The organism is Aquariibacter albus (genome assembly GCF_014145335.1).
Lineage (GTDB): Bacteria > Pseudomonadota > Gammaproteobacteria > Burkholderiales > Burkholderiaceae_C > Aquariibacter > Aquariibacter albus.
In genome coordinates this window covers 114,573-136,107 of record NZ_JACIVI010000005.1, presented here as the reverse complement: position 1 = coordinate 136,107, position 21,535 = coordinate 114,573, and the positions used below count along the sequence as shown (strand labels likewise).

General features: G+C 72.4%; 18 protein-coding genes. 13 read left to right on the top strand and 5 right to left on the bottom strand.

Features of this window, described 5'->3' with window-relative positions:
- Window positions 1-2: 2 nt before the first annotated feature.
- From H4F90_RS13000 to H4F90_RS12975, 6 genes are all read left to right on the top strand, one after another.
- Window positions 3-341: a P-II family nitrogen regulator gene (locus H4F90_RS13000; RefSeq protein ID WP_182665280.1), complete on the top strand. Its 339-nt coding sequence runs from the start codon at window positions 3-5 to the stop codon at window positions 339-341.
- Between the two features lie 35 nt (window positions 342-376).
- Window positions 377-1,855 carry an ammonium transporter gene (locus H4F90_RS12995; protein WP_182665278.1) on the top strand — a complete coding sequence of 493 codons (1,479 nt, stop codon included), beginning with the start codon at window positions 377-379 and terminating at the stop codon, window positions 1,853-1,855.
- A gap of 222 nt (window positions 1,856-2,077) precedes the next feature.
- Window positions 2,078-3,373, top strand: coding sequence for a glutamate--cysteine ligase (gene gshA / locus H4F90_RS12990; RefSeq protein WP_182665276.1), 1,296 nt, complete (start codon window positions 2,078-2,080; stop codon window positions 3,371-3,373).
- Between the two features lie 232 nt (window positions 3,374-3,605).
- Complete coding sequence (locus tag H4F90_RS15675) at window positions 3,606-4,055, top strand: pilin (RefSeq protein ID WP_182665274.1); 450 nt, start codon at window positions 3,606-3,608, stop codon at window positions 4,053-4,055.
- A 67-nt stretch (window positions 4,056-4,122) separates the two neighbouring features.
- On the top strand, window positions 4,123-5,952 hold the full coding sequence (locus H4F90_RS12980; RefSeq protein WP_182665273.1) for an O-antigen ligase family protein: 1,830 nt from the start codon (window positions 4,123-4,125) through the stop codon (window positions 5,950-5,952).
- Complete coding sequence (locus H4F90_RS12975) at window positions 5,949-7,763, top strand: O-antigen ligase family protein (RefSeq protein WP_182665271.1); 1,815 nt, start codon at window positions 5,949-5,951, stop codon at window positions 7,761-7,763. The genes H4F90_RS12980 and H4F90_RS12975 overlap by 4 nt, the downstream gene beginning before the upstream one ends.
- Before the next feature lie 39 nt (window positions 7,764-7,802).
- Here the strand turns inward: H4F90_RS12975 and moaC are convergent, their stop codons facing one another.
- Window positions 7,803-8,312, bottom strand: a complete 510-nt coding sequence (gene moaC, locus H4F90_RS12970; RefSeq protein ID WP_182665480.1) for a cyclic pyranopterin monophosphate synthase MoaC — start codon at window positions 8,310-8,312, stop codon at window positions 7,803-7,805.
- 88 nt (window positions 8,313-8,400) lie between these two features.
- Here moaC and H4F90_RS12965 point away from each other — a divergent pair, with 88 nt between their 5' ends.
- On the top strand, window positions 8,401-10,134 hold the full coding sequence (locus H4F90_RS12965; protein ID WP_182665268.1) for a M48 family metalloprotease: 1,734 nt from the start codon (window positions 8,401-8,403) through the stop codon (window positions 10,132-10,134).
- Window positions 10,135-10,173: 39 nt separating this feature from the next.
- Here the strand turns inward: H4F90_RS12965 and H4F90_RS12960 are convergent, their stop codons facing one another.
- Complete coding sequence (locus tag H4F90_RS12960; RefSeq protein WP_182665266.1) at window positions 10,174-10,599, bottom strand: organic hydroperoxide resistance protein; 426 nt, start codon at window positions 10,597-10,599, stop codon at window positions 10,174-10,176.
- A 105-nt stretch (window positions 10,600-10,704) separates the two neighbouring features.
- Complete coding sequence (locus H4F90_RS12955) at window positions 10,705-11,241, bottom strand: MarR family winged helix-turn-helix transcriptional regulator (RefSeq protein ID WP_182665264.1); 537 nt, start codon at window positions 11,239-11,241, stop codon at window positions 10,705-10,707.
- Between the two features lie 252 nt (window positions 11,242-11,493).
- On the opposite strand from H4F90_RS12955, the gene H4F90_RS12950 reads away from it, so the two are divergent.
- Window positions 11,494-11,874, top strand: coding sequence for an SWIB/MDM2 domain-containing protein (locus H4F90_RS12950; RefSeq protein WP_182665262.1), 381 nt, complete (start codon window positions 11,494-11,496; stop codon window positions 11,872-11,874).
- Between the two features lie 277 nt (window positions 11,875-12,151).
- The gene (locus H4F90_RS12945) at window positions 12,152-13,063 is read left to right on the top strand and encodes an MHFG family PEP-CTERM protein (protein WP_182665260.1); all 912 of its coding nucleotides are present in this window, start codon (window positions 12,152-12,154) and stop codon (window positions 13,061-13,063) included.
- A gap of 18 nt (window positions 13,064-13,081) precedes the next feature.
- On the opposite strand, the gene H4F90_RS12940 is transcribed toward H4F90_RS12945, so the two are convergent.
- Together H4F90_RS12940 and uvrA are read right to left on the bottom strand one after the other, a co-directional pair.
- Window positions 13,082-13,693, bottom strand: coding sequence for a CAP domain-containing protein (locus H4F90_RS12940; protein ID WP_182665258.1), 612 nt, complete (start codon window positions 13,691-13,693; stop codon window positions 13,082-13,084).
- A gap of 134 nt (window positions 13,694-13,827) precedes the next feature.
- Entirely contained in the window at window positions 13,828-16,692 is a 2,865-nt protein-coding gene (uvrA, locus tag H4F90_RS12935) for an excinuclease ABC subunit UvrA (protein WP_182665478.1), read from the bottom strand.
- A 244-nt stretch (window positions 16,693-16,936) separates the two neighbouring features.
- Here uvrA and H4F90_RS12930 point away from each other — a divergent pair, with 244 nt between their 5' ends.
- The 4 genes from H4F90_RS12930 (at window position 16,937) to H4F90_RS12915 (ending at window position 21,526) form a co-directional block, all read left to right on the top strand.
- Window positions 16,937-18,367, top strand: coding sequence for an aminotransferase-like domain-containing protein (locus H4F90_RS12930; RefSeq protein ID WP_182665476.1), 1,431 nt, complete (start codon window positions 16,937-16,939; stop codon window positions 18,365-18,367).
- 134 nt (window positions 18,368-18,501) lie between these two features.
- Complete coding sequence (locus H4F90_RS12925; protein WP_235972192.1) at window positions 18,502-19,227, top strand: c-type cytochrome; 726 nt, start codon at window positions 18,502-18,504, stop codon at window positions 19,225-19,227.
- On the top strand, window positions 19,224-20,684 hold the full coding sequence (locus tag H4F90_RS12920) for a c-type cytochrome (protein ID WP_182665254.1): 1,461 nt from the start codon (window positions 19,224-19,226) through the stop codon (window positions 20,682-20,684). Before H4F90_RS12925 ends, H4F90_RS12920 begins: the two co-directional genes overlap by 4 nt.
- Before the next feature lie 92 nt (window positions 20,685-20,776).
- A complete protein-coding gene (locus H4F90_RS12915; protein WP_182665252.1) occupies window positions 20,777-21,526 on the top strand; it encodes a Crp/Fnr family transcriptional regulator in 750 nt (249 codons plus the stop codon).
- The last annotated feature ends 9 nt before the right edge of the window (window positions 21,527-21,535 follow it).

Sequence of the window (21,535 nt, the reverse complement as noted above, 5' to 3'; positions counted from 1 at the left end):
ACATGAAGATGGTGACCGCCGTCGTCAAGCCCTTCAAGCTCGACGAAGTGCGTGAAGCCCTCAGCGCCATTGGCGTGCAGGGCATCACGGTGACCGAAGTCAAGGGCTTCGGCCGCCAGAAGGGCCACACCGAGCTGTACCGCGGTGCGGAGTACGTCGTGGACTTTCTGCCGAAGGTCAAGATCGAGGCGGCCGTGGACGACGCCATCGTCGACCGCGTGATCGAAGCGATCGAGACCTCGGCCCGCACGGGCAAGATCGGCGACGGGAAGATCTTCGTGTCGTCCCTCGAACAGGTCGTGCGCATCCGTACCGGCGAGACCGGCAAGGATGCGCTCTGAGCGCCCGTGACCCAGAACCCAGGAAGAAGACAACCATGCGCAAATTGATTGCTCTGTGTGCCTTGGGCATGGCGCTCCTCGGCTTTGCCGGGGTGGGCCATGCCCAGGACCCGGCGTCCGCCCCGGCGGTCGTCGAGGCGGCTTCGGCCGTCGTTGAAGCGGTGGCCGAAGCCGCTTCGGCCGAAGCGGCCGCGCCGGCCCCCGTGCCGGACAAGGGCGACACCGCCTTCATGACGATGGCCACCGTCCTCGTCATCCTCATGACCCTGCCCGGTCTGGCCCTGTTCTACGGCGGCCTGGTCCGCAGCAAGAACATGCTGTCGGTGCTGATGCAGGTCCTCGTGATCTTCGCGCTGATCTCGGTGCTGTGGGTCGTCTACGGCTACTCGGTCGCCTTCACTGCGGGCACGCCGTACTTCGGCAGCCTCTCGAAGGTGCTGCTGGCCGGCGTGACGCCCGAGTCGCTGGGTGCGACCTTCAGCAAGGGCGTCTACATCCCCGAGCTGACCTTCGTCGCCTTCCAGGGCACCTTCGCCGCGATCACGACCGCGCTGATCATTGGCGCCTTCGCCGAACGCATCAAGTTCTCGGCCGTGCTGCTCTTCTCGGTGCTGTGGTTCACCTTCAGCTACCTGCCGATGGCGCACATGGTCTGGTACTGGGATGGTCCGGATGCGATCACCAGCGCCGAGACCCTGGAGACCGTCACGGCCGCCGCTGGCGCGCTGTGGCAGAAGGGCGCCCTCGACTTCGCGGGCGGCACCGTGGTGCACATCAACGCGGCGGTTGCCGGTCTGGTGGGTGCCTACGTGGTCGGCAAGCGCATCGGCTACGGCAAGGAAGCCATGGCCCCGCACAGCCTGACCCTGACCATGGTCGGTGCCTCTCTGCTGTGGGTGGGCTGGTTCGGCTTCAACGCCGGCTCCAACCTGGAAGCCAACGGTATCTCGGCCCTGGCCTTCATCAACACTGTGGTCGCGACCGCTGCGGCGACGCTGAGCTGGATCGCCGGTGAAGCGCTGCTCAAGGGCAAGGCCTCGATGCTGGGCGGTGCCTCGGGTGCGGTGGCCGGTCTGGTGGCCATCACCCCGGCCTGCGGCTTCGTCGGTGTCGGCGGTGCGCTGATCCTCGGCCTGATCTCCGGCCTGATCTGCCTGTGGGGCGTGAGCGGCCTGAAGAAGCTGCTCGGTGCGGACGACTCACTGGACGTCTTCGGCGTCCACGGCGTGGGTGGCATCGTCGGCGCGCTGCTGACCGGCGTCTTCGCCTCGCCGGACCTCGGCGGCACCGGCATCTGCGACTACGTGGCCAACACCTGCGGCGGCTACCCGGGCATCGGTGCCCAGGTGCTGATCCAGGCCGAGGGCGTGCTCTACACCATCGTGCTGTCGGGTGTCGTCTCCTTCATCGCCTTCAAGCTGGTCGACCTGATCATCGGCCTGCGGGTCAGCGAAGAGGAAGAGCGCGAAGGCCTCGACATCAGCTCGCACGGCGAGACGGCCTACAACAAGTAATCGCTGCGACGGGGGATCCGCGCCCGCGGGCCGGATCCCGCCGCACGAGGACTCAGCAAGGGGCTGCCTTCGGGCAGCCCCTTGTCTTTGGCGGCAGCTGCCACACCTTCGAAGGGTCCAGCCGGCCGGGGCGCGGCCGGCCTGCCCTTGCCCGGCGCAGGGCCGTTGCGGGCGCTGCCTAGAATTTCCCCTTCTTCTGACGCCCTCCCGGGCCCGCCCACCATGGTTCCGCACCTCATCACCGCGCTCAACGGCCCGATCAACGAGCTCGAACAGCGCATCCTGGAATCCATGCCGGCGATCGAGCGCTGGTTCCGCCTGGAGTGGATGGAACACACGCCGCCCTTCTACACCTCGGTGGACGTGCGCAATGCGGGCTTCAAGCTGGCCCCGGTCGACACCAATCTTTTTCCCGGCGGCTGGAACAACCTCACGCCGCAGATGCTGCCGCTGGCCGTGCAGGCCGCGATGGCCGCGATCGAGAAGATCTGCCCCGAGGCCAAGAACCTGCTGCTGGTCCCCGAGAACCACACCCGCAACAGCTTCTACCTGACCAATGTCCAGCGGCTGGTGCAGATCTTCACGCAGGCCGGCCTGAACGTGCGGCTGGGTTCCCTGGATCCGAATGTCACCGCCCCGACCACGCTCCCCCTGCCCGACGGCAGCGAGCTGAGCGTCGAGCCGCTGATCCGCGGCAAGCGCCGTCTGGGGCTCAAGGACTTCGACCCCTGCACCATCCTGCTGAACAACGACCTTTCGGCCGGCATCCCGGCCGTGCTGGAGAACCTGCACGAGCAGTACCTGCTGCCGCCGCTGCATGCCGGCTGGGCCGTGCGGCGCAAGAGCCAGCACTTCGACGCCTACGAGGAAGTCGCCAAGAAGTTCGCCAAGCTGCTGGGGATGGACCCCTGGCTGATCAACCCGATGTTCGGCCGCTGCGGCAAGGTGGACTTCCAGTCCGGCGAGGGCCAGGACTGCCTGCAGACCCATGTCGACACCCTCATCGGCAAGGTGCGTCGCAAGTACAAGGAGTACGGCATTCAGGAAAAGCCCTTTGTCGTCGTCAAGGCCGACAACGGCACCTACGGCATGGGCATCATGACCGTGCGCGACGCCAAGGAGCTGGCCGACCTGAACCGCCGCACCAAGAACAAGATGAGCGTCATCAAGGACGGCCAGGAGGTCAACGAGGTCATCATCCAGGAGGGCGTGCCGACCTACGAGCGCATGAACGACGCGGTGGCCGAGCCGGTCGTCTACATGATGGACCGCTATGTGGTCGGCGGCTTCTACCGCGTGCATGCCGACCGCGGCATCGACGAGAACCTGAACGCCCCCGGTGCGCAGTTCGTGCCCCTGGCCTTCGCCGAGAGCCACCACCTGCCACGCCCGGGCGAGAAGCCGGGTGCCAGCGCACCGAACCGCTTCTACATGTATGGCGTGATCGGTCGCCTGGCCATGCTGGCCGCCAGCTACGAGCTGGAGGCGCAGGACCCCCAGGCCGAGACCGATTACTGACCTTGCGCGTCGGCGGGCTGACGTTTTGTGTCAGCCCGGCCCGACCGCCTGCCCCCGCGCCGCCCGGTCCGCCCGGGGGCTTCGTGGCATCGGCCACGTTCCGGCGGCTGCGAACTGACATTTCCTGTCAGGCACGGCGTCTGCGGAATCCCTGGCACCGGTGGACGGTTCGCCCTCCGGCCTACCCCTTCCGCCCCACCCCCTGCCTTCAACGCCTGACCGGAGTCCTGCCATGACCACCACCCGCCGCCGCCTCGCCCGTCGTGCCCAGAAGGGCTTCACGCTGATCGAGCTGATGATCGTCGTCGCGATCATCGGCATCCTGGCGGCCGTCGCCCTGCCGGCCTACCAGAACTACATCAAGCGCGCCGCCTACAGCGAAGTCATCGCCGCGATGGAGCCCTACAAGCTGGGCGTGACCGAGTGCTTCCAGACCGAGGGTGCGCTCGCCAGCTGCGATGTGCTCGGCGAGGCCGGCATTCCCTCGGGCTTCACCTCGACGTCGGGCATCGTGAACAACGTGGCCATCACCGCCACCACGGCTGCGCTGGTCGCCACGCCGAACGCCGCCAAGGGCATCCTGGCCACCGAGACCTGCACGCTGACGCCGACTGTTGCCGGTGAGCGCCTGACCTGGGCCTACAGCGGGGCCTGCCTGACCCAGGGCTATGTGAAGAACTGAGCCTGAGCCGGGCCCGGCAGCCTGTCCTGCCGTGACCCGCGCCCATCGCCTCGTCCGGGGACCGCGCATGCGGTCCCTTTTTGCTTGGCGTGCCGCGGGGCCGGCGCGCCTGGCCCTCGCGCTGGCGGTGGCCGGACCGCTGCTGCTGAACCATGCCCCGCTGCCGCAGACCGGTTTCGCCAAGGACTTGCTGGGCCTGCTGGCCTGGGGGCTGGTGCTGGCCTGCGGTCCAGCGTCCGGGCCGGCCGGCGCGTGGCCGGCCGGATGGCGCAGCCTGGTCGCCGTGCCCCTGCTGCTGGTCGGCATGGCCTGGACCAGCCTGTTCGCCACCGGCGGCCTGCCCGGTCTGGCCCTGGCCGACAGCGTGGCGCTGCTGGCGGCCGTGGCCGTGCTGCTGGGCCTGCGCGCTGCGCGCGCGCAGGACGAGGCCGCCACGGCCACCGTGTTCTACGGCGCCTGGGCCGGGGCGGCCTTGCTCAACGCCGCGGTCGCGCTGCTGGAGCTGACGGCGCCGCAAGCGCTGGGTCTGGCCGGTCCTCCTGCGGGCGCGCGGGCGGTGGGCTGGGTCCGGCAGTCCAATGTGCTGGCCCTGTTGATGGTCCAGGGCGTGATCGCCCTGGCCGCGCTGCGCTCGATGGGCCGTCTGCCTCCTCGGGGGCTGTTGCCCGCCGGCCTGCTGCTGATGGCCGGCCTGGCCGCCAGCGGCTCGCGCACGGGCCTCCTGGCCAGCGGCCTGCTGCTGCTGTGGGGCCTGTTCGATGGGCGGCTGCCTCGCCGGCTCAGGCTGGACCTGGTCCTGCTGCCGCTGGCCCTGTGTTTGTTCTGGGCGTTGCGCCTGGCCGTGGCCGAGCCCGGCCAGGCCGCGGGGGTGCGGGCCGATCTCGGCAGTCCCCGCTGGACGCTCTGGCAGGACGCCTGGGCCCTGGTCCGTGCCCAGCCCCTGTGGGGCGTCGGCTGGAACAACTTCAATTTCGCGTGGACCCTGAGCCCCGGTCTGCCCGCCGGTGGCCACGCCTTCACCCATGCCCACAATCTGCCGCTGCATCTGGCGGTGGAGCTGGGCCTGCCGCTGGCTGCCGTGGTCCTGCTGTTGCTGGTCCATGCCGCCTGGCGGGGCCTGCGTGCCGGGGCCCTCCCGCCCGGTCCTGCGCAGCCGGGGCCCTCTGCCGCGGCGCCGACGGCGGCCGGCCTGCTGATCCTCAGCACGGCCCTGCACAGTCTGTCGGAGTTCCCGCTCTGGCAGGGTCACCTGCTGTGGTTGCACGCGGCCTGCTGGGCTTTGGCCGGGCCGTCCGCGGGCCCGTCGCACGGGGCGGGCAGGGCGACGGGACGATTTGGCGGCCTGCGCGGGGTCGGTCTGCTGCTGATGCTGTCGGCGGTCTGGGGCGGCGTCGCCCAGCAGCCGACGATCCAGCTCTTCGACCCGGCCGCCGGTCCCCTGGAGCGGCGTCTTGCTGCCGCGCGTGCCGGAAGCCTCTCGCCCGAGTGGGGCGAGCGCCTGGCGGCCACGCTGGCGCCCGCCGGCCAGCGCAGCCTGCAGCCCTTCGAGGCCGGCGCGGCACGCCGCCAGCTGGACGGTCGCCTGCTGCTGGCCTGGGCCCTGGCCGAGGCCGAGCAGGGGCGCGCCGACCGGGCTCGCCTGCTGGCCGCTCGTCTGCGTCGGCTGGGCGGACCGGCCGCCGCGGCCCTGGCCCGTCGCTGTGACGCCCCGCCCCGGCAGGTCGCGGCCGCCGAGGCTTCGGGGCAGGGCGATCCCCTGCGTCCGGCGCTGTGCGGGCCGCCGCCGGCCTCGGCCGACTGGCGCGAGTTGCTGCCCCCCGGGCCTGGGCGGTCCGGCCCTGAGCCGCCGCCGGACGGATGGGCCCGGGCCGGGGACAAGGCAAGATCGCGCCCGTGAACGCGCCTGACCATCCCCTGACCCCCTCCGCTGCCCCGGTGCTGATGCATGTGGCGGCCTTGCTTGCGCTGGCCCTGCCGCTGCTGCTGCCCCTGTCCACCGTGCCCGATGCGGTGCTGAGCCATCAGCTCGCCGCCGTGGCCGCCTGGGGGCTGTGGCTGCTGCTGAGTGCCGCGGGCCCGGCGCCGGTCGGCAGCAGCCCGGGCGTGACGCTGACCGTCCTGCTGGGCCTGCTGGCTGCCATCGCCTGGCAGGCCCGGCAGCCGGCCCAAGCAGCGGTTCTGCTGGCGGCGGCCCTGGTGCTGTGGGCCACCGCCCGTCAGGCCGCGGCGGCGCCGAATGCTGCCCGCGCGCTGGCCCGGCCCATGGCCCGGGCCTGGACGGTTGCCGGACTGGGTTGCGTGCTGGTGGCCGGGGTGCAGATGCTCTCGCCCGAGGGTGGCCTCGGCGGTCTGGTCAGCGCAGGCACCACGCCGGGCCGGGCCGTCGGCAACATGCGCCAGCCCAACCATCTGGCCACGGCGCTGATCTGCGCGATGGTCTGGACGGTCTGGTGGATGGCCGAAGCCTGGCACGCCACCTCCGGCCCCGATGCCCGGCGCGCGCGCCGTCGCCTGGTGCTCGTGCTGGGGCTGACGCTGGCCGCGCTGCTGGCTGCCCTGGCCGGCAGTGCCTCGCGCACCGGCGCGATCAGCCTGGCGCTGCTGCTGCTCTGGGCCGTGCTGGACCGCCGTCTGCCCGGGCCCGTGCGCCTGCTGCTGGGCCTGGTGCCGCTGCTGTATGCCGGACTGGCTGCGGCCCTGTCGATGTGGGCCCGTGCGCGCCATGCCGGCTTCGTCGCGGCCGACCGCTTCCAGTTCGAGGGGGACATCAGCAGCTCGCGCTTCGCCATCTGGCGCAATGCGCTGGACCTGCTGGCCGAGCACCCCTGGACCGGCGTGGGCTGGGGCCGCTTCAACCTGGCCTGGACCTTCAGCCCCTTCCCCGACCGGCCGGTGGCCTTCTTCGACCACACCCACAACCTGCCGCTGCAGCTGGCGGTGGAGATCGGCCTGCCCGCCACCGTGCTCCTGCTGCTGGCCCTGCTGGCCCGGATCTGGCAGCGGCGCGCGGCCTGGCACGGCGCCGACCCGGACCCCTGCCACCCGGGCCGGGCGGCCCTGCTGATGCTGGCGGTGCTGGCCCTGCACAGCCAGTTGGAGTACCCGCTCTGGTATGCCTACTTCCTCCTGCCCGCCGCCTGGGCGCTGGGGCTTTGGCTGGGGGCCGGGGCGGCTGCCGGACAAGCCCCCCCGGTCTCGGCCAGCCCGCCCCCGCAGGCCCGTGCGCTGCAGGGGCTGCAGCGCCTGGCCGGTGTGCTGCTGATGCTGGGCGCGGCGATGGCGGCCATGGATCACCGTCGCGTGGAGCGTGTCTTCATGCCGGCGGACAGCCGCTTGCCGCTCGACGAGCGCATCGTCCGTGGCCAGGCCAGCGTGCTGTTCGGCCATCACGCCGACTATGCCGCTGCCACCCTCGCGCCCGAGCAGGTGCCCCTGGCCGTCTTCGGTCGTCCGCTGGACCACCTGATCGATGTCCGCCTGATGCTTGCGTACGCCCGTGCGCTGCATGCCCGCGGCCACGAGGCCGAGGCGCTGGCCGTCGTGCGGCGCCTGCGGGAGTTCCGCCGCCCCGAAGTGCTCCAGGCTCTGCCCGACTGCCGTCCCGGACGCCATGCGGAGACGGATCCCCAGCGCCTGGGCGACTGGGCCTGCGCAGCCGACACGGCGGCTGACCTGGACTGGATGCAGCTGCGCGCCCTGGCGCGCTGAGGCGCCCTTGCGGCCCCGGCCCGGAGGGCGGCGGGGACCTCAGTCGGCGCGGTAGTGACCCGACTTGCCGCCGAGCTTCTCCAGCAGCCGCACCTGCTCGATCACCATGCCGCGGTCGGCCGCCTTGCACATGTCATAGATCGTCAGCAGGGCGACCTGCACGGCGGTCAGGGCCTCCATCTCCACGCCGGTCGGGCCGACGGTCTCGGCCGTCACCTCGCAGCGCACGCGCGAGCCGGCGGAATCCAGCTCGAACTGCGCGGCCACGCGGGTCAGGGGCAGCGGGTGGCAGAGCGGGATCAGTTCGGCCGTGCGCTTCGCACCCTGGATGGCGGCAATGCGCGCGATGCCCAGCACATCGCCCTTCTTGGCCTGGCCGCCGGCAATCAGCGCGAGCGTGGCCGGCAGCATGCGGATCCAGCCCTCGGCCGTCGCGCTGCGGTGGGTGGCGGGCTTGGCCGACACGTCGACCATGTGGGCCTGCCCCTGCGCGTCGAAATGGGTCAGGGGCGAGGCGGGCGCGGACGATTCGGAGGAGCTCACGGACATGCGGTCGGGAAACATGGGGGAAACCGGGGCGCTGGCATGATAGGCCGTGGCCGCGCATGACCTTCTCCCCCTCCCGCCGCGCGCTTCGGTGGCCGTCGATCGCCGGCGCCGTGCGCTGCTGGGTCTGCTGATGCTGGGCCTCGGCGCCGGCCGGCCAGCCCAGGGGCGGCCCGCCTTCGCCGAACCGATCCCGCTGCCTGGGCCCCTGCAGGGCGGAGCGGCCGACCATGCCGGCCATGTGCACAGCGCCTCGCCGGGCGGCACCCTGGCCATCCTGGCGGCCCTGGCCAGTCCGGTGCCGGGGCCTGCCGAGCGGCCTGCCCTGCCCTCCCTGGGGGATGGGGGGGCCGAGTCGATTCCGGTCGGCACGGAGCGACGCCTGGGCGACCGCATCATGCGGGACATCTGGCGGGATCCGGCGTATCTCGACGACCCCGTCCTCAACGACTACCTCCGCGCACTCTGGGAGCCGCTCTACGACAGCGCCAGTCGCCGCGGCGAGGTTGGGGCCGAGCTCGGCGAGCGTTTTGCCTGGCGGACCTTCCTCGTCCAGGACCCCTCGGTCAATGCCTTTGCCCTGCCGGGAGGCTATGTCGGCATCCACCTCGGCCTGATCGCGGTGACGGCTTCGTCCGACGAGCTGGCCTCCGTGCTGGCGCACGAGATGAGCCACGTGACCCAGCGCCACATCGCGCGCAGCGTTGCCTCCAGCCAGAGCCGGTCCATCCTGGCGGTGGCCTCGCTGATCCTGGGGGTGCTGGCGGCCAGCCGCAGCGCCGACGCGGCCAACGCCCTGATCGCCGGGGGCCAGGCCGTCGCGATGCAGGGGCAGCTGAACTACTCGCGTGACATGGAGCGCGAGGCCGACCGCATCGGCTACGGGGTGCTGACGGGTGCCGGCTTCGACCCGGCCGGCATGGCCTCGATGTTCGAGAAGCTGCTCCAGGCCTCACGGCTCAACGACAGCCAGAACTTCCCCTATCTGCGCACCCATCCGCTGAGCACCGAGCGCATCGGCGAGGCACGTTCCCGCCTTGGGCTCGACCTATCCGGCCGGCGCGCGCCGCCGCGCAGCCTGCTGCACGCCTTGATGCAGGCGCGCGCCCGCGTGCTGATGGATCCGCGCGCCCTGTCCCTGCAACGCTGGCAGGCCCTGGACGCGACCCTGAGTCGCGAGACCGCCGCGCCGCCGGCCGAAAGGCTGGCCCAGGCCTATGCCAGCGCGCTGGCCTCGCTGAGGTTGCGCGACTGGGGGCGTGCCGAGCGCGCACTGCCCGAGGCGCGACGTCTTGCTGCCGGCGACGCCGCCGCGCAGCGCACGGTGGACCTGCTGGACATCGAGCTGCAGATCGCCCGGGGCGATCCCGCCGGCGCAGCCACCCGTCTGGCGCAGGCCCTGGCCGCCTCCCGCGGTTCGGCCGGGGCCGGGGTGGAGGCCCGCTTCGCCCCGTCCGAAGGCCGGGTCTGGCTGTTCGCGGCGAGCGAGCAGGCCTTGCTGCCCGGGGCCGCTCCCGAGGCGCTCCGGCCGATGGCCGACCGGCTGCAGACCTGGGTGGCCGAGCGCCCCGAGGACGGGCCGGCCTGGGCCCTGCTCGGGCGCGTCTGGGAACGCCTCGGCGAGGGCATGCGCAGCCTCCGCGCGGCCGCCGAGGCCCGTGCGGCCCAGGCCGATCTGCAAGGGGCCATCGACCGCCTGAAGGCCGCCCAGCAGCGCGGCGTGCGCGGCGACTTCATCGAGGCGTCGGTGGTCGACGCACGCCTGCGCGAGCTGCAGGCCCGCCGCCAGCGCGAGCTGGCCGACGAGCGCAGCGGCGCCTTGTGAGTCCGGTGCGGCCCACCCGCGGGCCGCGAGCCCCGGGCCTCAGGCCAGCTTCAGCGTCACGTCGACATTGCCCCGGGTCGCGTTCGAGTAGGGGCAGACGATGTGCGCCGCATCGATCAGGGCCTGTGCCGCGGCGCGATCCATGCCGGGCAGTTCGATGCTCAGCTCGACCTGGATGCCAAAGCCGTTCGGGATCGGACCGATGCCGACTGCGCCGCTGACCGCCACATCGGCCGGCAGCGCGACCTTCTTCTGGCCCGCGACGAACTTCATCGCACCGAGGAAGCAGGCCGAGTAGCCGGCGGCGAAGAGCTGCTCCGGATTCGTGCCGGCCCCGCCGGCGCCGCCGAGCGCCTTGGGCGTCGAGAGCTCGACGTCGAGCACGCTGTCCGAAGACGTCGCGCGGCCGTCGCGGCCCCCGGTGGCACGGGCATGGGCGGTGTAGAGCACTTGTTCGAGGGCCATGAGGATCTCCTGGGGGTGGGAAGGGAGGCAGCGCCTGCGCGGTGCTGCCTAGGGGGGAAGCGCGAAAGGGGGCTTGAGGGCCTGCGGCGATCGGTCGAGGGGCGCTTAGCCAGCCGGTCCGGGGCCCGACAGATCGTCCTGCAAGGCGCGGCGCAGCTCGTGCAGTTCCTCGACCATGGGTTCCAGGACCTCGGGTGTGCAACCGATGGCCGCAGCCATCTGGGTCGGCAGGTTCAAGGCGCGGCGCCGCAGCGCGCGGCCCGCGGGGGTCAGGTGCAGTTCGACGCGGCGCTCGTCCTCGGTGCCGCGGCGCCGCTCCAGCAGCCCCTGGGCCGCGAGGCGCTTGAGCAGCGGGGTCAGCGTGCCGGAATCCAGCATCAGTCGCGCCCCGACGGCCGACACGCTCAGGCCGTCCTCGGCCCACAGCACCAGCATCACCAGGTACTGCGGATAGGTCAGGCCGAGCGCGGCAAGCGGCTCGCGGTAGCGGCGCTGGATGGCCAGCGAACTCGCGTAGAGCGCGAAGCAGAGCTGCGAGGCCAGGGCCAGCGGGTCCGGCTCGCTGGCCGCCGCCTCGCCCGGGGCGGGCCCGCGGGCGTTGCCGAGGCGACTGGTCGGGCGGGACAGGCGGGCGCTGGACATCGGTGGGATCGCTTTTCCTGCTGCAGGCAATCATATTGTGAGCAATTCAATTGCCTGATGTGATGTCAGGGGCATGGGCTGGCGCCGCGCGTGATTGATATCAGACCCTCGGATTTCTCCTAGGGAAACGGCTTCTTTTTTGGGGGGGCGCGCAGTACCATGCGCCCCGCACCGCGCCCCGAGAAGACGACCGCCTCACAGCAGGTCCGCCGGGCCGGAACATCGAGCCACGACTGGATGGAGTACCGAACCATGGCAACTGCGAAGAAGACTGCGATCAAGCGCGCCCCGGCCAAGAAGGCTGCCCCGGCCAAGAAGGCGGCCGCACCGGTCGCGAAGGCGCCCGCTGCCAAGAAGGCGCCGGCGAAGAAGGTGGCGGTCAAGCGCACGCCGAACGCCGCCTTCATGAAGGCGCTGACCCCGAGCGAGGCCCTGGCCGCCATCGTCGGGGCCAAGCCGATGCCGCGGACCGAGGTGACCAAGAAGGTCTGGGAGTACATCAAGAAGCACAAGCTCCAGGACGCGAGCAACAAGCGCATGATCAATGCGGATGCCAAGCTGAAGGAGATCTTCAAGCAGGCCCAGGTGTCGATGTTCGAAATGACCAAGCTGATCAGTGGTCACCTCAAGTGAACTGAGCGGCATTTCGGCGAGACAGGGGCGGCTTGGCCGCCCCTGCTGCTTTGTACGGCTCGACGGCGAACAGCCGGGGTGTGCGCTGCTGCATGAACTGGATGGAATTTGTCGGCTTGACCACGTTGGTTAGTGCGCTGGGGCTGTTTGGCAACAGTGCAAAGCCTTAAACTACAGGCTACAGACAGGTTGTTACAAAGCCTGCGCAGGGAGTTTCGGGCCTTCGAGGGAAGGCAGAGCGTTTTGCTTCCACGCAAGTGGTCCTCCTGTCGATTTCATGGCCAAGTCGATCCAGCCTCTCAGCCTCATCACCCTTGGGCGTCTCTTGCTGTCGGTGTGTGGTGCTGTGACGTTCGCCACTGCTGCGATGGCCCATGATGCGGGTCGTCTGATGGGTGAATCTTCAACGGCCACGCCAGCCAAGGCGATGGCCAAGGCCCGTGCGAGGACAGAGGCGACCGACGCCGCGAAGCGCCGCGCCGGGCCGGTCAGGTCGGCGCCGGCCCTGCCGAGGCCGGCCACGCTGGAACGTTGCAGCTGGGACCGCCCGGGTCACCGACCTTATTCCGGCAGGGTGCCTGCGGCTGTGGACCGCTACACCGACCTGCCTGGGGATGTTCGAGCCCGGCTCAAGGCGCGTATGGCGGAGCATGACTACGACGACATGGTCGAGATCCGCCGCGACTCCATCGCCGGCCTGCGGCTTTATGCCCCCGACATCCGCGACATGCACTTTGCCGAGGGCCAGGTCTGCCGTTCAGTCAGCCGGGATCGCTGGACCGACGCGATGGTTGAACGCGGGCTTGTCTACTGCGAAGCCGACGCCTGCATCCTCGTGCCGACCGTCTGCCGCAACGTTAGCCGTATCACCCGTCAGCCGGAGAAGGTGTTGTCCAACGAGGTGGAAGTCCCTCCAGCCGCCCTGCCGGGCGCGCCGGCCGCGCAGCAGGTCCTCTCGACCGATCCATCGGCCGAGCCCTTGGGTGGACCAGCAGCCAATCCGATCTCTCCGGTGTCGTTCGCGCCGCCAACCGGTGGCGGTCCCGGGATACCCTACACCCCGATCCTGATCCCGCCCACACAGGTCACGCCCATTCCCGAGCCGGGCCGAGCCGTTCTGCTGGGCTTGGGGCTGTTGGGTCTGGCTGCTGCCCAACACGTTCTGCGTCGGCGAAGGCAGTCCAGCTAGGTCGGTCTTACCTTCGGCTCAGGGGTGGACGGTGTCCTCTTGCAGCGGACTTCCCCGGCGCACATCTTCCTGGGGCTGGCCGAAGTGGGCCACCCAGTAGCGGCCGTAGCTTGAGCCGCTGCGCTCGAAGCACGCCAGGCCGACCTCGGTGTAGCGGCTGCGCATCATCGTGCGGCAGTGCGAGGGGCTGGCCAGCCAGGCCCTGAGGGTGCGGTTGAAATCCGCCTGTCCCGCCGCGACGTTCTCGCCTGCGGCCCGGAAGGGGTAGCCCGTGGCACGCACGCGTTCCTCGAAGTCCCGATCCGCGCTGTCGGTGTGCGCGACGCGGTCGTGCGCGGCAAGGTCCTCGGCGAGATAGCGTGCGCCATCGGCCAGCTCCGGGGCCCAGTGCAGCTCCGGCGCCTGGGCGATGGCCGGATCGCCTGCGCTGCAGTGGGCGCCCTGGGCGCGCACGGCATTCAGGGCGGCCAGCCACTGGGCCTGGATCACGCCTTCGTCTGCGCAGGGGCGCAGGCCGCCCTTGCCTGCCTCAGCGCCTGCGCACAGGCTCACGCCGACCAGCAGGGGCAGCAAGGTCCGCAGGACGGCTTGAGCTGTTCGGGCGGGAGGGGAAGCGAGCAGGGCGGCCATGCCGCTTCCATCGGCAGCCGTCCCCTGCGCTTGAGTGCCCTCCCGGTGGTCAGGGCCTGCGTTCCGGGCAGCTTGTGCGATCGTGCACGCGGCCCGGTCAGGGCCGCCGACCGCCTAGCGAAGGCGGTACCGCCTCAGCCTTCGTCCAGCAGCGGCTTGAGGTAGCGACCGGTGTGGCTGGACGGGCAGGCGGCGATGGCCTCGGGGGTGCCGACGGCCACCACGGTGCCGCCGCCGGCCCCCCCCTCGGGGCCCATGTCGATCAGCCAGTCGGCGGTCTTGATCACGTCGAGGTTGTGCTCGATCACGACGATGGTGTTGCCGGCGTCGCGCAGCTGGTGCAGCACCTTCAGCAGCAGCTGGATGTCGGCGAAGTGCAGGCCGGTGGTGGGTTCGTCGAGGATGTAGAGCGTGCGGCCGGTGTCGCGCTTGCTCAGCTCCTGCGCCAGCTTCACCCGCTGGGCCTCGCCGCCGGACAGGGTGGTCGCGGCCTGGCCCAGGCGGATGTAGCCCAGGCCCACGTCGAGCAGGGTCTGCAGCTTGCGCTGAAGCGTGGGCACCGCGCTGAAGAAGGCATGCGCGGCCTCGATGGTCAGGCCCAGCACCTCGGCGATGTGCTTGCCCTTGTAGAGCACCTCGAGCGTCTCGCGGTTGTAGCGCTGGCCATGGCAGACGTCGCAGGGCACGTAGACATCCGGCAGGAAGTGCATCTCCACCTTGATCACGCCGTCGCCCTGGCAGGCCTCGCAGCGGCCGCCGGGCACGTTGAAGCTGAAGCGGCCGGCGCCGTAGCCGCGCTCGCGGGCGGTCGGCACTTCGGCGAAGAGCTCGCGGATGGGCGTGAACAGGCCGGTGTAGGTGGCCGGGTTGCTGCGCGGCGTGCGGCCGATGGGCGATTGATCGACCGCGATGACCTTGTCGAAATGCTCCAGACCCTCGAGGGCCGTGTGCGCCTCGGGCTGGGTGTGGCTGCCGTAGAGCTTCTGCGCCACCGCCGCATGCAGGGTGTCGTTGACCAGGGTGCTCTTGCCCGAGCCCGACACGCCGGTCACACAGGTGAAGAGGCCGACCGGAATGTCGACCGTCACGCCCTTCAGGTTGTGGCCGCGGGCCTCGACGATGCGGATCACCGCCCCGTCGGCGGCGGCCACGCGGCGGCGCTTGGGCACCGCGATGCGCAGGCGCCGTGACAGGTAGGCGCCGGTCGGCGAATCCGGGTGGGCGGCCACCTCGGCCGGCGTGCCCTGCGCCATCAGGCGGCCGCCATGCACGCCGGCCCCGGGGCCCAGGTCCAGCACATGGTCGGCGGCACGGATCATGTCCTCGTCGTGCTCGACCACCAGCACGCTGTTGCCCAGGTCGCGCAGGTGCTTGAGGGTGGCGATCAGCCGGTCGTTGTCGCGCTGGTGCAGGCCGATGCTGGGCTCGTCCAGCACGTACATCACGCCCGACAGGCCGCTGCCGATCTGGCTGGCCAGGCGGATGCGCTGGGCTTCGCCGCCGCTGAGCGTGTCGGCGCTGCGGTCCAGGCTCAGGTAGTTCAGGCCGACGTCGTTGAGGAAGCGCAGGCGCGAGGCGATCTCGCGCACCACCTTGTCGGCGATCTCGGCCTTGGCGCCCGCCAGCTGCAGGCCCTCGAACAGGGCCAGGGCCTCGCGCAGCGTCGCGCGGCCGATGGCGTAGATGGGCCAGCCGGCGCCGCTGGCGGCATCGACCAGCTTCACGTGGCGGGCCTCGCGGCGCAGGCGGGTGCCGCCGCAGTCCGGGCAGGCCTGGTGGGTCTGGTAGCGCGCCAGGTCCTCGCGCACGGCCTGGGAGTCGGTCTCCTTGAAGCGCCGCTCCAGGCTGGGCAGGATGCCTTCGAAGGGATGGCTGCGCTTGACCGTGCGGGTCTTGCCGTTCGCGCCCTCGGCGCTGTAGGTGAAGGCGATCGCCTCCTCGCCCGAGCCGCGCAGCAGCAGCTGCTGATGGGCCGGGCTCAGCGCCTCCCAGGGCGTGTCGAGGTCGAAGCCGGCATGGCGGGCCACGGCTTCGAGCATGGAGAAGGTGTAGGGATTGCGGCGGTCCCAGCCCTTGACCGCGCCGCTGGCCAGGCTGAGGCTGGGGAAGGCCACCACCCGGGCCGGGTCGAAGACGATGACTTCGCCCAGGCCGTCGCAGCTGGGGCAGGCGCCGACCGGCGAGTTGAAGCTGAACAGCCGCGGCTCCAGCTCCGACAGGCTGAAGCTGCAGACCGGGCAGGCGAAGCGGCTGGAGAACAGGTGTTCTCGGCCGCTGTCCATCTCCAGCGCGATCGCGCGGCCCTCGGCCAGGCGCAGCGCGGCCTCGAAGCTCTCGGCCAGGCGCTGGCCGGCGTCGGGCCTCACCTTCAGGCGGTCGACCACCACGTCCAGGTCGTGCTTCTCGGCCTTCTTGAGCTTGGGCAGATCGGCCACCTCCAGCACCTCGCCGGGCTGGCCGCCGCTGCCGACGCGGAAGCGCACGTAGCCGCGGGCCTGCATGTCGGCCAGCAGCTCGGCATGCTCGCCCTTGCGATCGCGGGCGACGGGAGCCAGGATCATCAGCTTGGTGTCCTCCGGCAGGGCCAGCACGGCATCGACCATCTGGCTCACGCTCTGAGCCTGCAGCGGCAGGCCGTGGTCGGGGCAATGCGGCGTGCCGGCCCGGGCGTAGAGCAGGCGCAGGTAGTCGTGGATCTCGGTGACCGTGCCGACGGTCGAGCGCGGGTTGTGGCTGGTGGCCTTCTGCTCGATCGCGATGGCGGGCGACAGGCCTTCGATCACGTCGACTTCCGGCTTGTCCATGCGCGCCAGGAACTGCCGCGCATAGGCCGACAGGCTCTCCACATAGCGCCGCTGGCCTTCCGCGTAGAGCGTGTCGAAGGCCAGGCTGGACTTGCCGCTGCCCGACAGGCCGGTGATCACTACCAGGGCCTGCTTGGGGATGTCGACATCCAGATTCTTCAGGTTGTGCGTGCGGGCCCCGCGCACGCGCAGCATGGGGCCGGCCGGCTCGGCGCGCTGCGCTCGGTCAGGGTCGATCGGGGACAGCGGGTCGGGGCGGGCGGACATGCGGTGGGGCGTGGGGCAGGGCCCGCGGGGAAGTCGCGGGCAACCGGCGATCATAGTCACCGGGCGCATCCGGGCCGAAGCCGGGGTGACGCCGCCCCCGATGCCTGCCCGCCGCGCCCCGCCCCCTCCGCCGTCCACGCCATCTGCCGACCCCGCGCAGCCGGCTGCCCGCATCCCCCGCTACGAGGCCCTGGCCGCCGAGATCGCCGGGGCCATCCGCCGCGGCGCCCTGCGTCCAGGCGACCGCCTGCCCTCCGTGCGCGCAGCCTGTGCCAGCCAGCGCTGCAGTCCGGCCACCGTCTTCCAGGCCTATTACCGGCTGGAGGCCGAGGGCCTGGTCCGGGCCCGCGAGCGCTCGGGCTACTACGTCACCGAGGCCGCCCCGCCCCCGCTGCCCGAGCCCGAGCGGCCCTCCCAGCCGCAGGCGCAGGCCGGGCCGCTGGATGTCAGCGCCCAGGTCTTCGAGATCCTGGAGGCCACCCTGGCCCGCGAGGTGGTGCCGCTCGGCTCGGCCTTCCCCAGTCCGCTGCTCTTTCCGCTGCCGCGCCTGGGCCGGCTGGCCGCCGGCGCGCTGCAGCGCCTCGACCCTTGGACGACGATCGACGACCTCGGCCCCGGCGACCCGGCGCTGCGCCGCCAGATCGCCCGCCGCTACTGCGCCGAGGGCCTGGCCGTCGCGCCCGAGGACGTGCTGATCACCCACGGCGCGCTGGAGGCGCTGAACCTCTGCCTGGCCGCCGTCACCCGGCCGGGCGACAAGGTGCTGATCGAGTCGCCGACCTTCTACGCCGCGCTGCATGCGCTGGAGCGCCTCGGTCTGGAGGCCGTCGAGGTGCCGACCCATCCGCGCGAGGGCATCGAGCTCGACGCGCTGGAGCAGGCCATCCAGCGCCACCGCCCGGCGGCCTGCTGGCTGATGACCAGCTTCCAGAACCCCCTGGGCTTCCTGATGCCCGAGGCGAAGAAGCAGGCGCTGGTCGAGGCCCTGCGCCGCCACCGGCTGCCCCTGATCGAAGACGACGTCTACGCCGAGCTGCACTTCGGCCCGAGCCGGCCGCGGCCCGCCAAGGCCTTCGACACCGACGGCCTGGTGCTGCACTGCGGCTCCTTCTCCAAATGCCTGGCGCCGGGCTACCGCATCGGCTGGGCGCTGGCCGGACGCTGGCGGCAGGCGGTCTCGCGGCTCAGGCTCGGCAGCACGCTGGGCGCCTCGATGCCGGCCCAGCTCGCGATCGCGGCCTACCTCGAAGGGGGCGGCTATGACCGGCACCTGCGCCTGCTGCGTCGCCGTCTGGCCGCACAGCAGGCCGCCTTGGCCGAGGCGGTGGCGCGCCACTTCCCCCCGGGCTGCCGCGCCACCCGGCCGGCAGGCGGCTACTTCCTGTGGATCGAGATGCCCGAAGGCGTGGACGCGCTGGCCCTGCACCGCCGCGCGCTGGCGGCCGGCATCAGCCTGGCGCCCGGGCCGATCTTCTCGGCCCGGCGCGGCTTCCGGCACTGCATCCGGCTGAACGCCGGTCACGGCGATGCGGCCCGCGAGGGCCCGGCCCTCGCCACGCTGGGCGGCTGGATCGCCGAGATGGCGGCCGCCGCGGCCCGCTGATCCGGTCTTTCGCGCCGGCACTGCTGCTGTTCAGGCCGCAGCACAGGGCCTAGGCTTGCATCCGCTGGGTCGGTTGGCGCCCGACCCGGCCGACCTCGATGCCCCTGTTGCCTGCCCGTCCGCCGGGCCCCTCCATGCTGCCTGCCCTTCTGTTCATGCTGACGCTCGCGGCTGCGCCTGCCGCCGCCGTCCCGCCGCCTGCCGCCCCGCCGACCCTGCCCGACACCCTGGCCCAGCGCGCACTGGCCTGCACTGCCTGCCATGGCGCGGCCGGGCGGGCCACGCCGGGCGGCTACTTTCCGCGCCTCGCCGGCAAGCCGGCCGGCTACCTGCTGCAGCAGTTGCTCCACTTCCGCGACGGCCGCCGGCCGCATGCCGGGATGGCGCGCCTGCTGGCCCCGCTGTCCGACGACTACCTGGCCACCCTGGCCGGTCATTTCGCCGCGCTCGATCTGCCCTATCCGCCACCCGAGCGGCCGACCGCTTCCGCCGCCCAGCGGGCCCGCGGCGAGGCCCTGGTCCGCCACGGCGATCCGGCCCGCCGCCTGCCGGCCTGCGTGGCCTGCCACGGCGAAGGCCTGACCGGCGCCCAGCCCGCCATGCCCGGCCTGCTCGGCCTGTCGCGCGACTACCTGAACGCCCAGCTCGGGGCCTGGCGCACCGGCCAGCGCCAGGCCCGCGCGCCCGACTGCATGGCCGAGCTGGCCCGTGCGCTGGCGCCCGACGAGGTCGAGGCGGTCGCCGCCTGGCTGGCGGCCCAGCCGCTGCCGGCCGATCCCAAGCCCGCCGCGCAGACGCTGCCGCAGCCGCTGCGCGAGTGCGGCACGGCCCGTGTCGCGGCCAGCGGGGGCCTGCGATGAGCGCCCCGGATCTCGCCGGACTGCGCGCGGGCGGGAGCGAGCGTCGCTGGCGTCGCGGCCTGGCCCTCGCGCTGGCCGGCCTGGCCCTGCTCGTCCTGGCCCGCATCGGCTGGGAGCTGCGTCCGCTGGCCTGGCTGGATGCTGCGCCGCCCCAGCCCGCCGCCGCCGCGGCCGGCCTGCCGGCCGAGCCGCAGGCCCGCGGGGCCTACCTGGCCCGGGTCGGCCACTGCGCCGGCTGCCACACCGCGCCCGGCGGGCCGCCGCTGGCCGGCGGCAAGCCCGTGGCCACGCCCTTCGGCAGCCTTCCCGCGGCCAATCTGACGCCCGATCCGGCCACCGGCCTCGGCGGCTGGACGGCCGAGGATCTCGGCCGTGCGCTGCGCCATGGCCGCCGGCCCGACGGCGGCCTGATTCACCCGGTCTGCCCGACGGACGCCTTCGCCCTGCTCGATCCGGCCGATGTCCGGGCGCTGCACGCCCACCTGCAGGCCCAGGCGCCGGTCGTCCAGCCGCGGGCCGGCGGCAGCCTGCCGACCCTGCTGCGCCAGCCGCTGGCGCTGGCGGTCTGGCGCGCGCTCTACCGCCGCCCGCCCGAGGCCCCGGCTGCCCCGCCCCCGCCGCGCCCCGGCGATCCGCCGTGGACCGAGGCCCTGGCCGCCGAATGGGCCCGCGGGGCCTACCTGGTGCGGGGCCCGGCCCACTGCCAGGCCTGCCATGTCGAGCGCAATGCCCTGGGGGGCCCGACCGACCGGCGCGGGGGCGGCCCGATGCCGGCCCGCGACTGGTTTGCGCCCTCGCTGCACGACAACGCCGAGGCGGGGGTCGGCGACTGGCCGCTCGACGAGATCGTTGCGCTGCTGCGCGACGGCCATGCGCCGCGCGGCCTGGCCCAGGGGCCGATGGCGCAGGTCGTGCTCGGCAGCACCCAGCACCTGAGTGCCCCGGACCTGCGCGCGATGGCGCTCTACCTGCAGCGCCTGGCGCCGCCCGCCGCTGCTGCGGTGGCGGGCCCGCCGGCCGATCCGCCCGGGCGGCTGGCGGCGGCGGCCGATCCCGCCGCGACCGGCCAGGCCGCCCCGCGGCCGTCCGAGGAGGCCCTGGCTGCGCTGGCCACCGGCCCGCGCCTCTACGCCCAGCACTGTGCGGCCTGCCATGGCGCGCAGGGCGAGGGCGTGCTGGGCGCGGAGGGTGTGCCCGCCGTGCCGCCGCTGGCGGGCAGCCGGATGATCGGCCAGGCCTCGCCGGCCAATCTGCTGCGGGTCGTGCTGGAGGGCGGCTTCGGCCCGGCGACGGCCGGCCATCCGCAGCCCTTCGGCATGCCGCCCTTCGATCCGGTCCTCAGCGATGCCGAGCTGCTGGCCCTGATCGCCCACCTGCGCACGCGCTGGGGCCCGCCCGGCTTGCCGCCGCCCAGTGCCTTCGCGCTGCGCCAGCTGCGCGAGCGCCGGGCCGATTGATCCGGCCCGCCCCGGGCCGGGCCGCGCCACGGGGCCGGCTTTGCCGGACACTTGCCGCCCAGCGGCGGCCTTCCGCCGCCGCCCGTCCTCCCATGCCGTCTGCCGCCAACGTCATCCCCCTGCGTCCGGAGCCTGCGCCCTACAGCGCCCAGGCCCAGGCCTGCCTGAACTGCGGCGTGCGGCAGACCGCGCTGTTCGGCGTGCTGAGCGAGGCGGATCTCGTCCGCATCCATCACCGCATCAGCGACCGCCGCCTGCAGCCGGGCGAGCGCCTCTACGGGGCGCACGAGGCCGGCCACGTGCTCTACACCCTGCGCCGTGGCGTGCTGCGCTTCGAGCGCCACAGCGACCGCGGCGAGTGCCGCATCGTGCGGCTCGCCGGCCCCAGCGACCTGATCGGCCTGGAGGTGCTGCTCGGTCAGCGCTATGCGGCCGACGCGGTGGCCTGCACCGAGGTCGAGCTCTGCGGCATCCCGCAGGCGCTGATCGGCGAACTGCAGCTGCACCACCCCGACCTGACCCGCGACCTGATGAAGCGCTGGCAACGCGCACTCGACGATGCCGACGAGTGGCTGACCGAGCTCGGCAGCGGCCCGGCCCGCCACCGCATGCTGCGGCTGCTGCTCAAGCTCAGCGAATTCGGCGACGCGGGGGCCCGCGTCTGGATGCCGACCCGGCAGGCCATGGGCACCATGCTGGACATGACGGTGGAGACCGCCAGCCGCCTCGTCTCGGCCCTGCGCCGCGAAGGCCTGATCGAGCCCGTCGATGCCCGCCATGCCCGGGTCAACATGCCCCGCTTGCTGGCCGAGCTCAAGGCCGAGGGCGCCGCCGAGCGCTGAGCCGGCTCG

Excerpts from the sequence above, each read along its gene's own strand:
- H4F90_RS13000 (WP_182665280.1), top strand. The coding sequence starts at position 3 with ATGAAGATGGTGACCGCCGTCGTCAAGCCCTTCAAGCTCGACGAAGTG.
- H4F90_RS12995 (WP_182665278.1), top strand. The coding sequence starts at position 377 with ATGCGCAAATTGATTGCTCTGTGTGCCTTGGGCATGGCGCTCCTCGGC.
- gshA (WP_182665276.1), top strand. The coding sequence starts at position 2,078 with ATGGTTCCGCACCTCATCACCGCGCTCAACGGCCCGATCAACGAGCTC.
- H4F90_RS15675 (WP_182665274.1), top strand. The coding sequence starts at position 3,606 with ATGACCACCACCCGCCGCCGCCTCGCCCGTCGTGCCCAGAAGGGCTTC.
- H4F90_RS12980 (WP_182665273.1), top strand. The coding sequence starts at position 4,123 with ATGCGGTCCCTTTTTGCTTGGCGTGCCGCGGGGCCGGCGCGCCTGGCC.
- moaC (WP_182665480.1), bottom strand. The coding sequence starts at position 8,312 with ATGTCCGTGAGCTCCTCCGAATCGTCCGCGCCCGCCTCGCCCCTGACC.
- H4F90_RS12960 (WP_182665266.1), bottom strand. The coding sequence starts at position 10,599 with ATGGCCCTCGAACAAGTGCTCTACACCGCCCATGCCCGTGCCACCGGG.
- H4F90_RS12955 (WP_182665264.1), bottom strand. The coding sequence starts at position 11,241 with ATGTCCAGCGCCCGCCTGTCCCGCCCGACCAGTCGCCTCGGCAACGCC.
- H4F90_RS12950 (WP_182665262.1), top strand. The coding sequence starts at position 11,494 with ATGGCAACTGCGAAGAAGACTGCGATCAAGCGCGCCCCGGCCAAGAAG.
- H4F90_RS12945 (WP_182665260.1), top strand. The coding sequence starts at position 12,152 with ATGGCCAAGTCGATCCAGCCTCTCAGCCTCATCACCCTTGGGCGTCTC.
- H4F90_RS12940 (WP_182665258.1), bottom strand. The coding sequence starts at position 13,693 with ATGGCCGCCCTGCTCGCTTCCCCTCCCGCCCGAACAGCTCAAGCCGTC.
- uvrA (WP_182665478.1), bottom strand. The coding sequence starts at position 16,692 with ATGCTGCGCGTGCGCGGGGCCCGCACGCACAACCTGAAGAATCTGGAT.
- H4F90_RS12925 (WP_235972192.1), top strand. The coding sequence starts at position 18,502 with ATGCTGCCTGCCCTTCTGTTCATGCTGACGCTCGCGGCTGCGCCTGCC.
- H4F90_RS12920 (WP_182665254.1), top strand. The coding sequence starts at position 19,224 with ATGAGCGCCCCGGATCTCGCCGGACTGCGCGCGGGCGGGAGCGAGCGT.
- H4F90_RS12915 (WP_182665252.1), top strand. The coding sequence starts at position 20,777 with ATGCCGTCTGCCGCCAACGTCATCCCCCTGCGTCCGGAGCCTGCGCCC.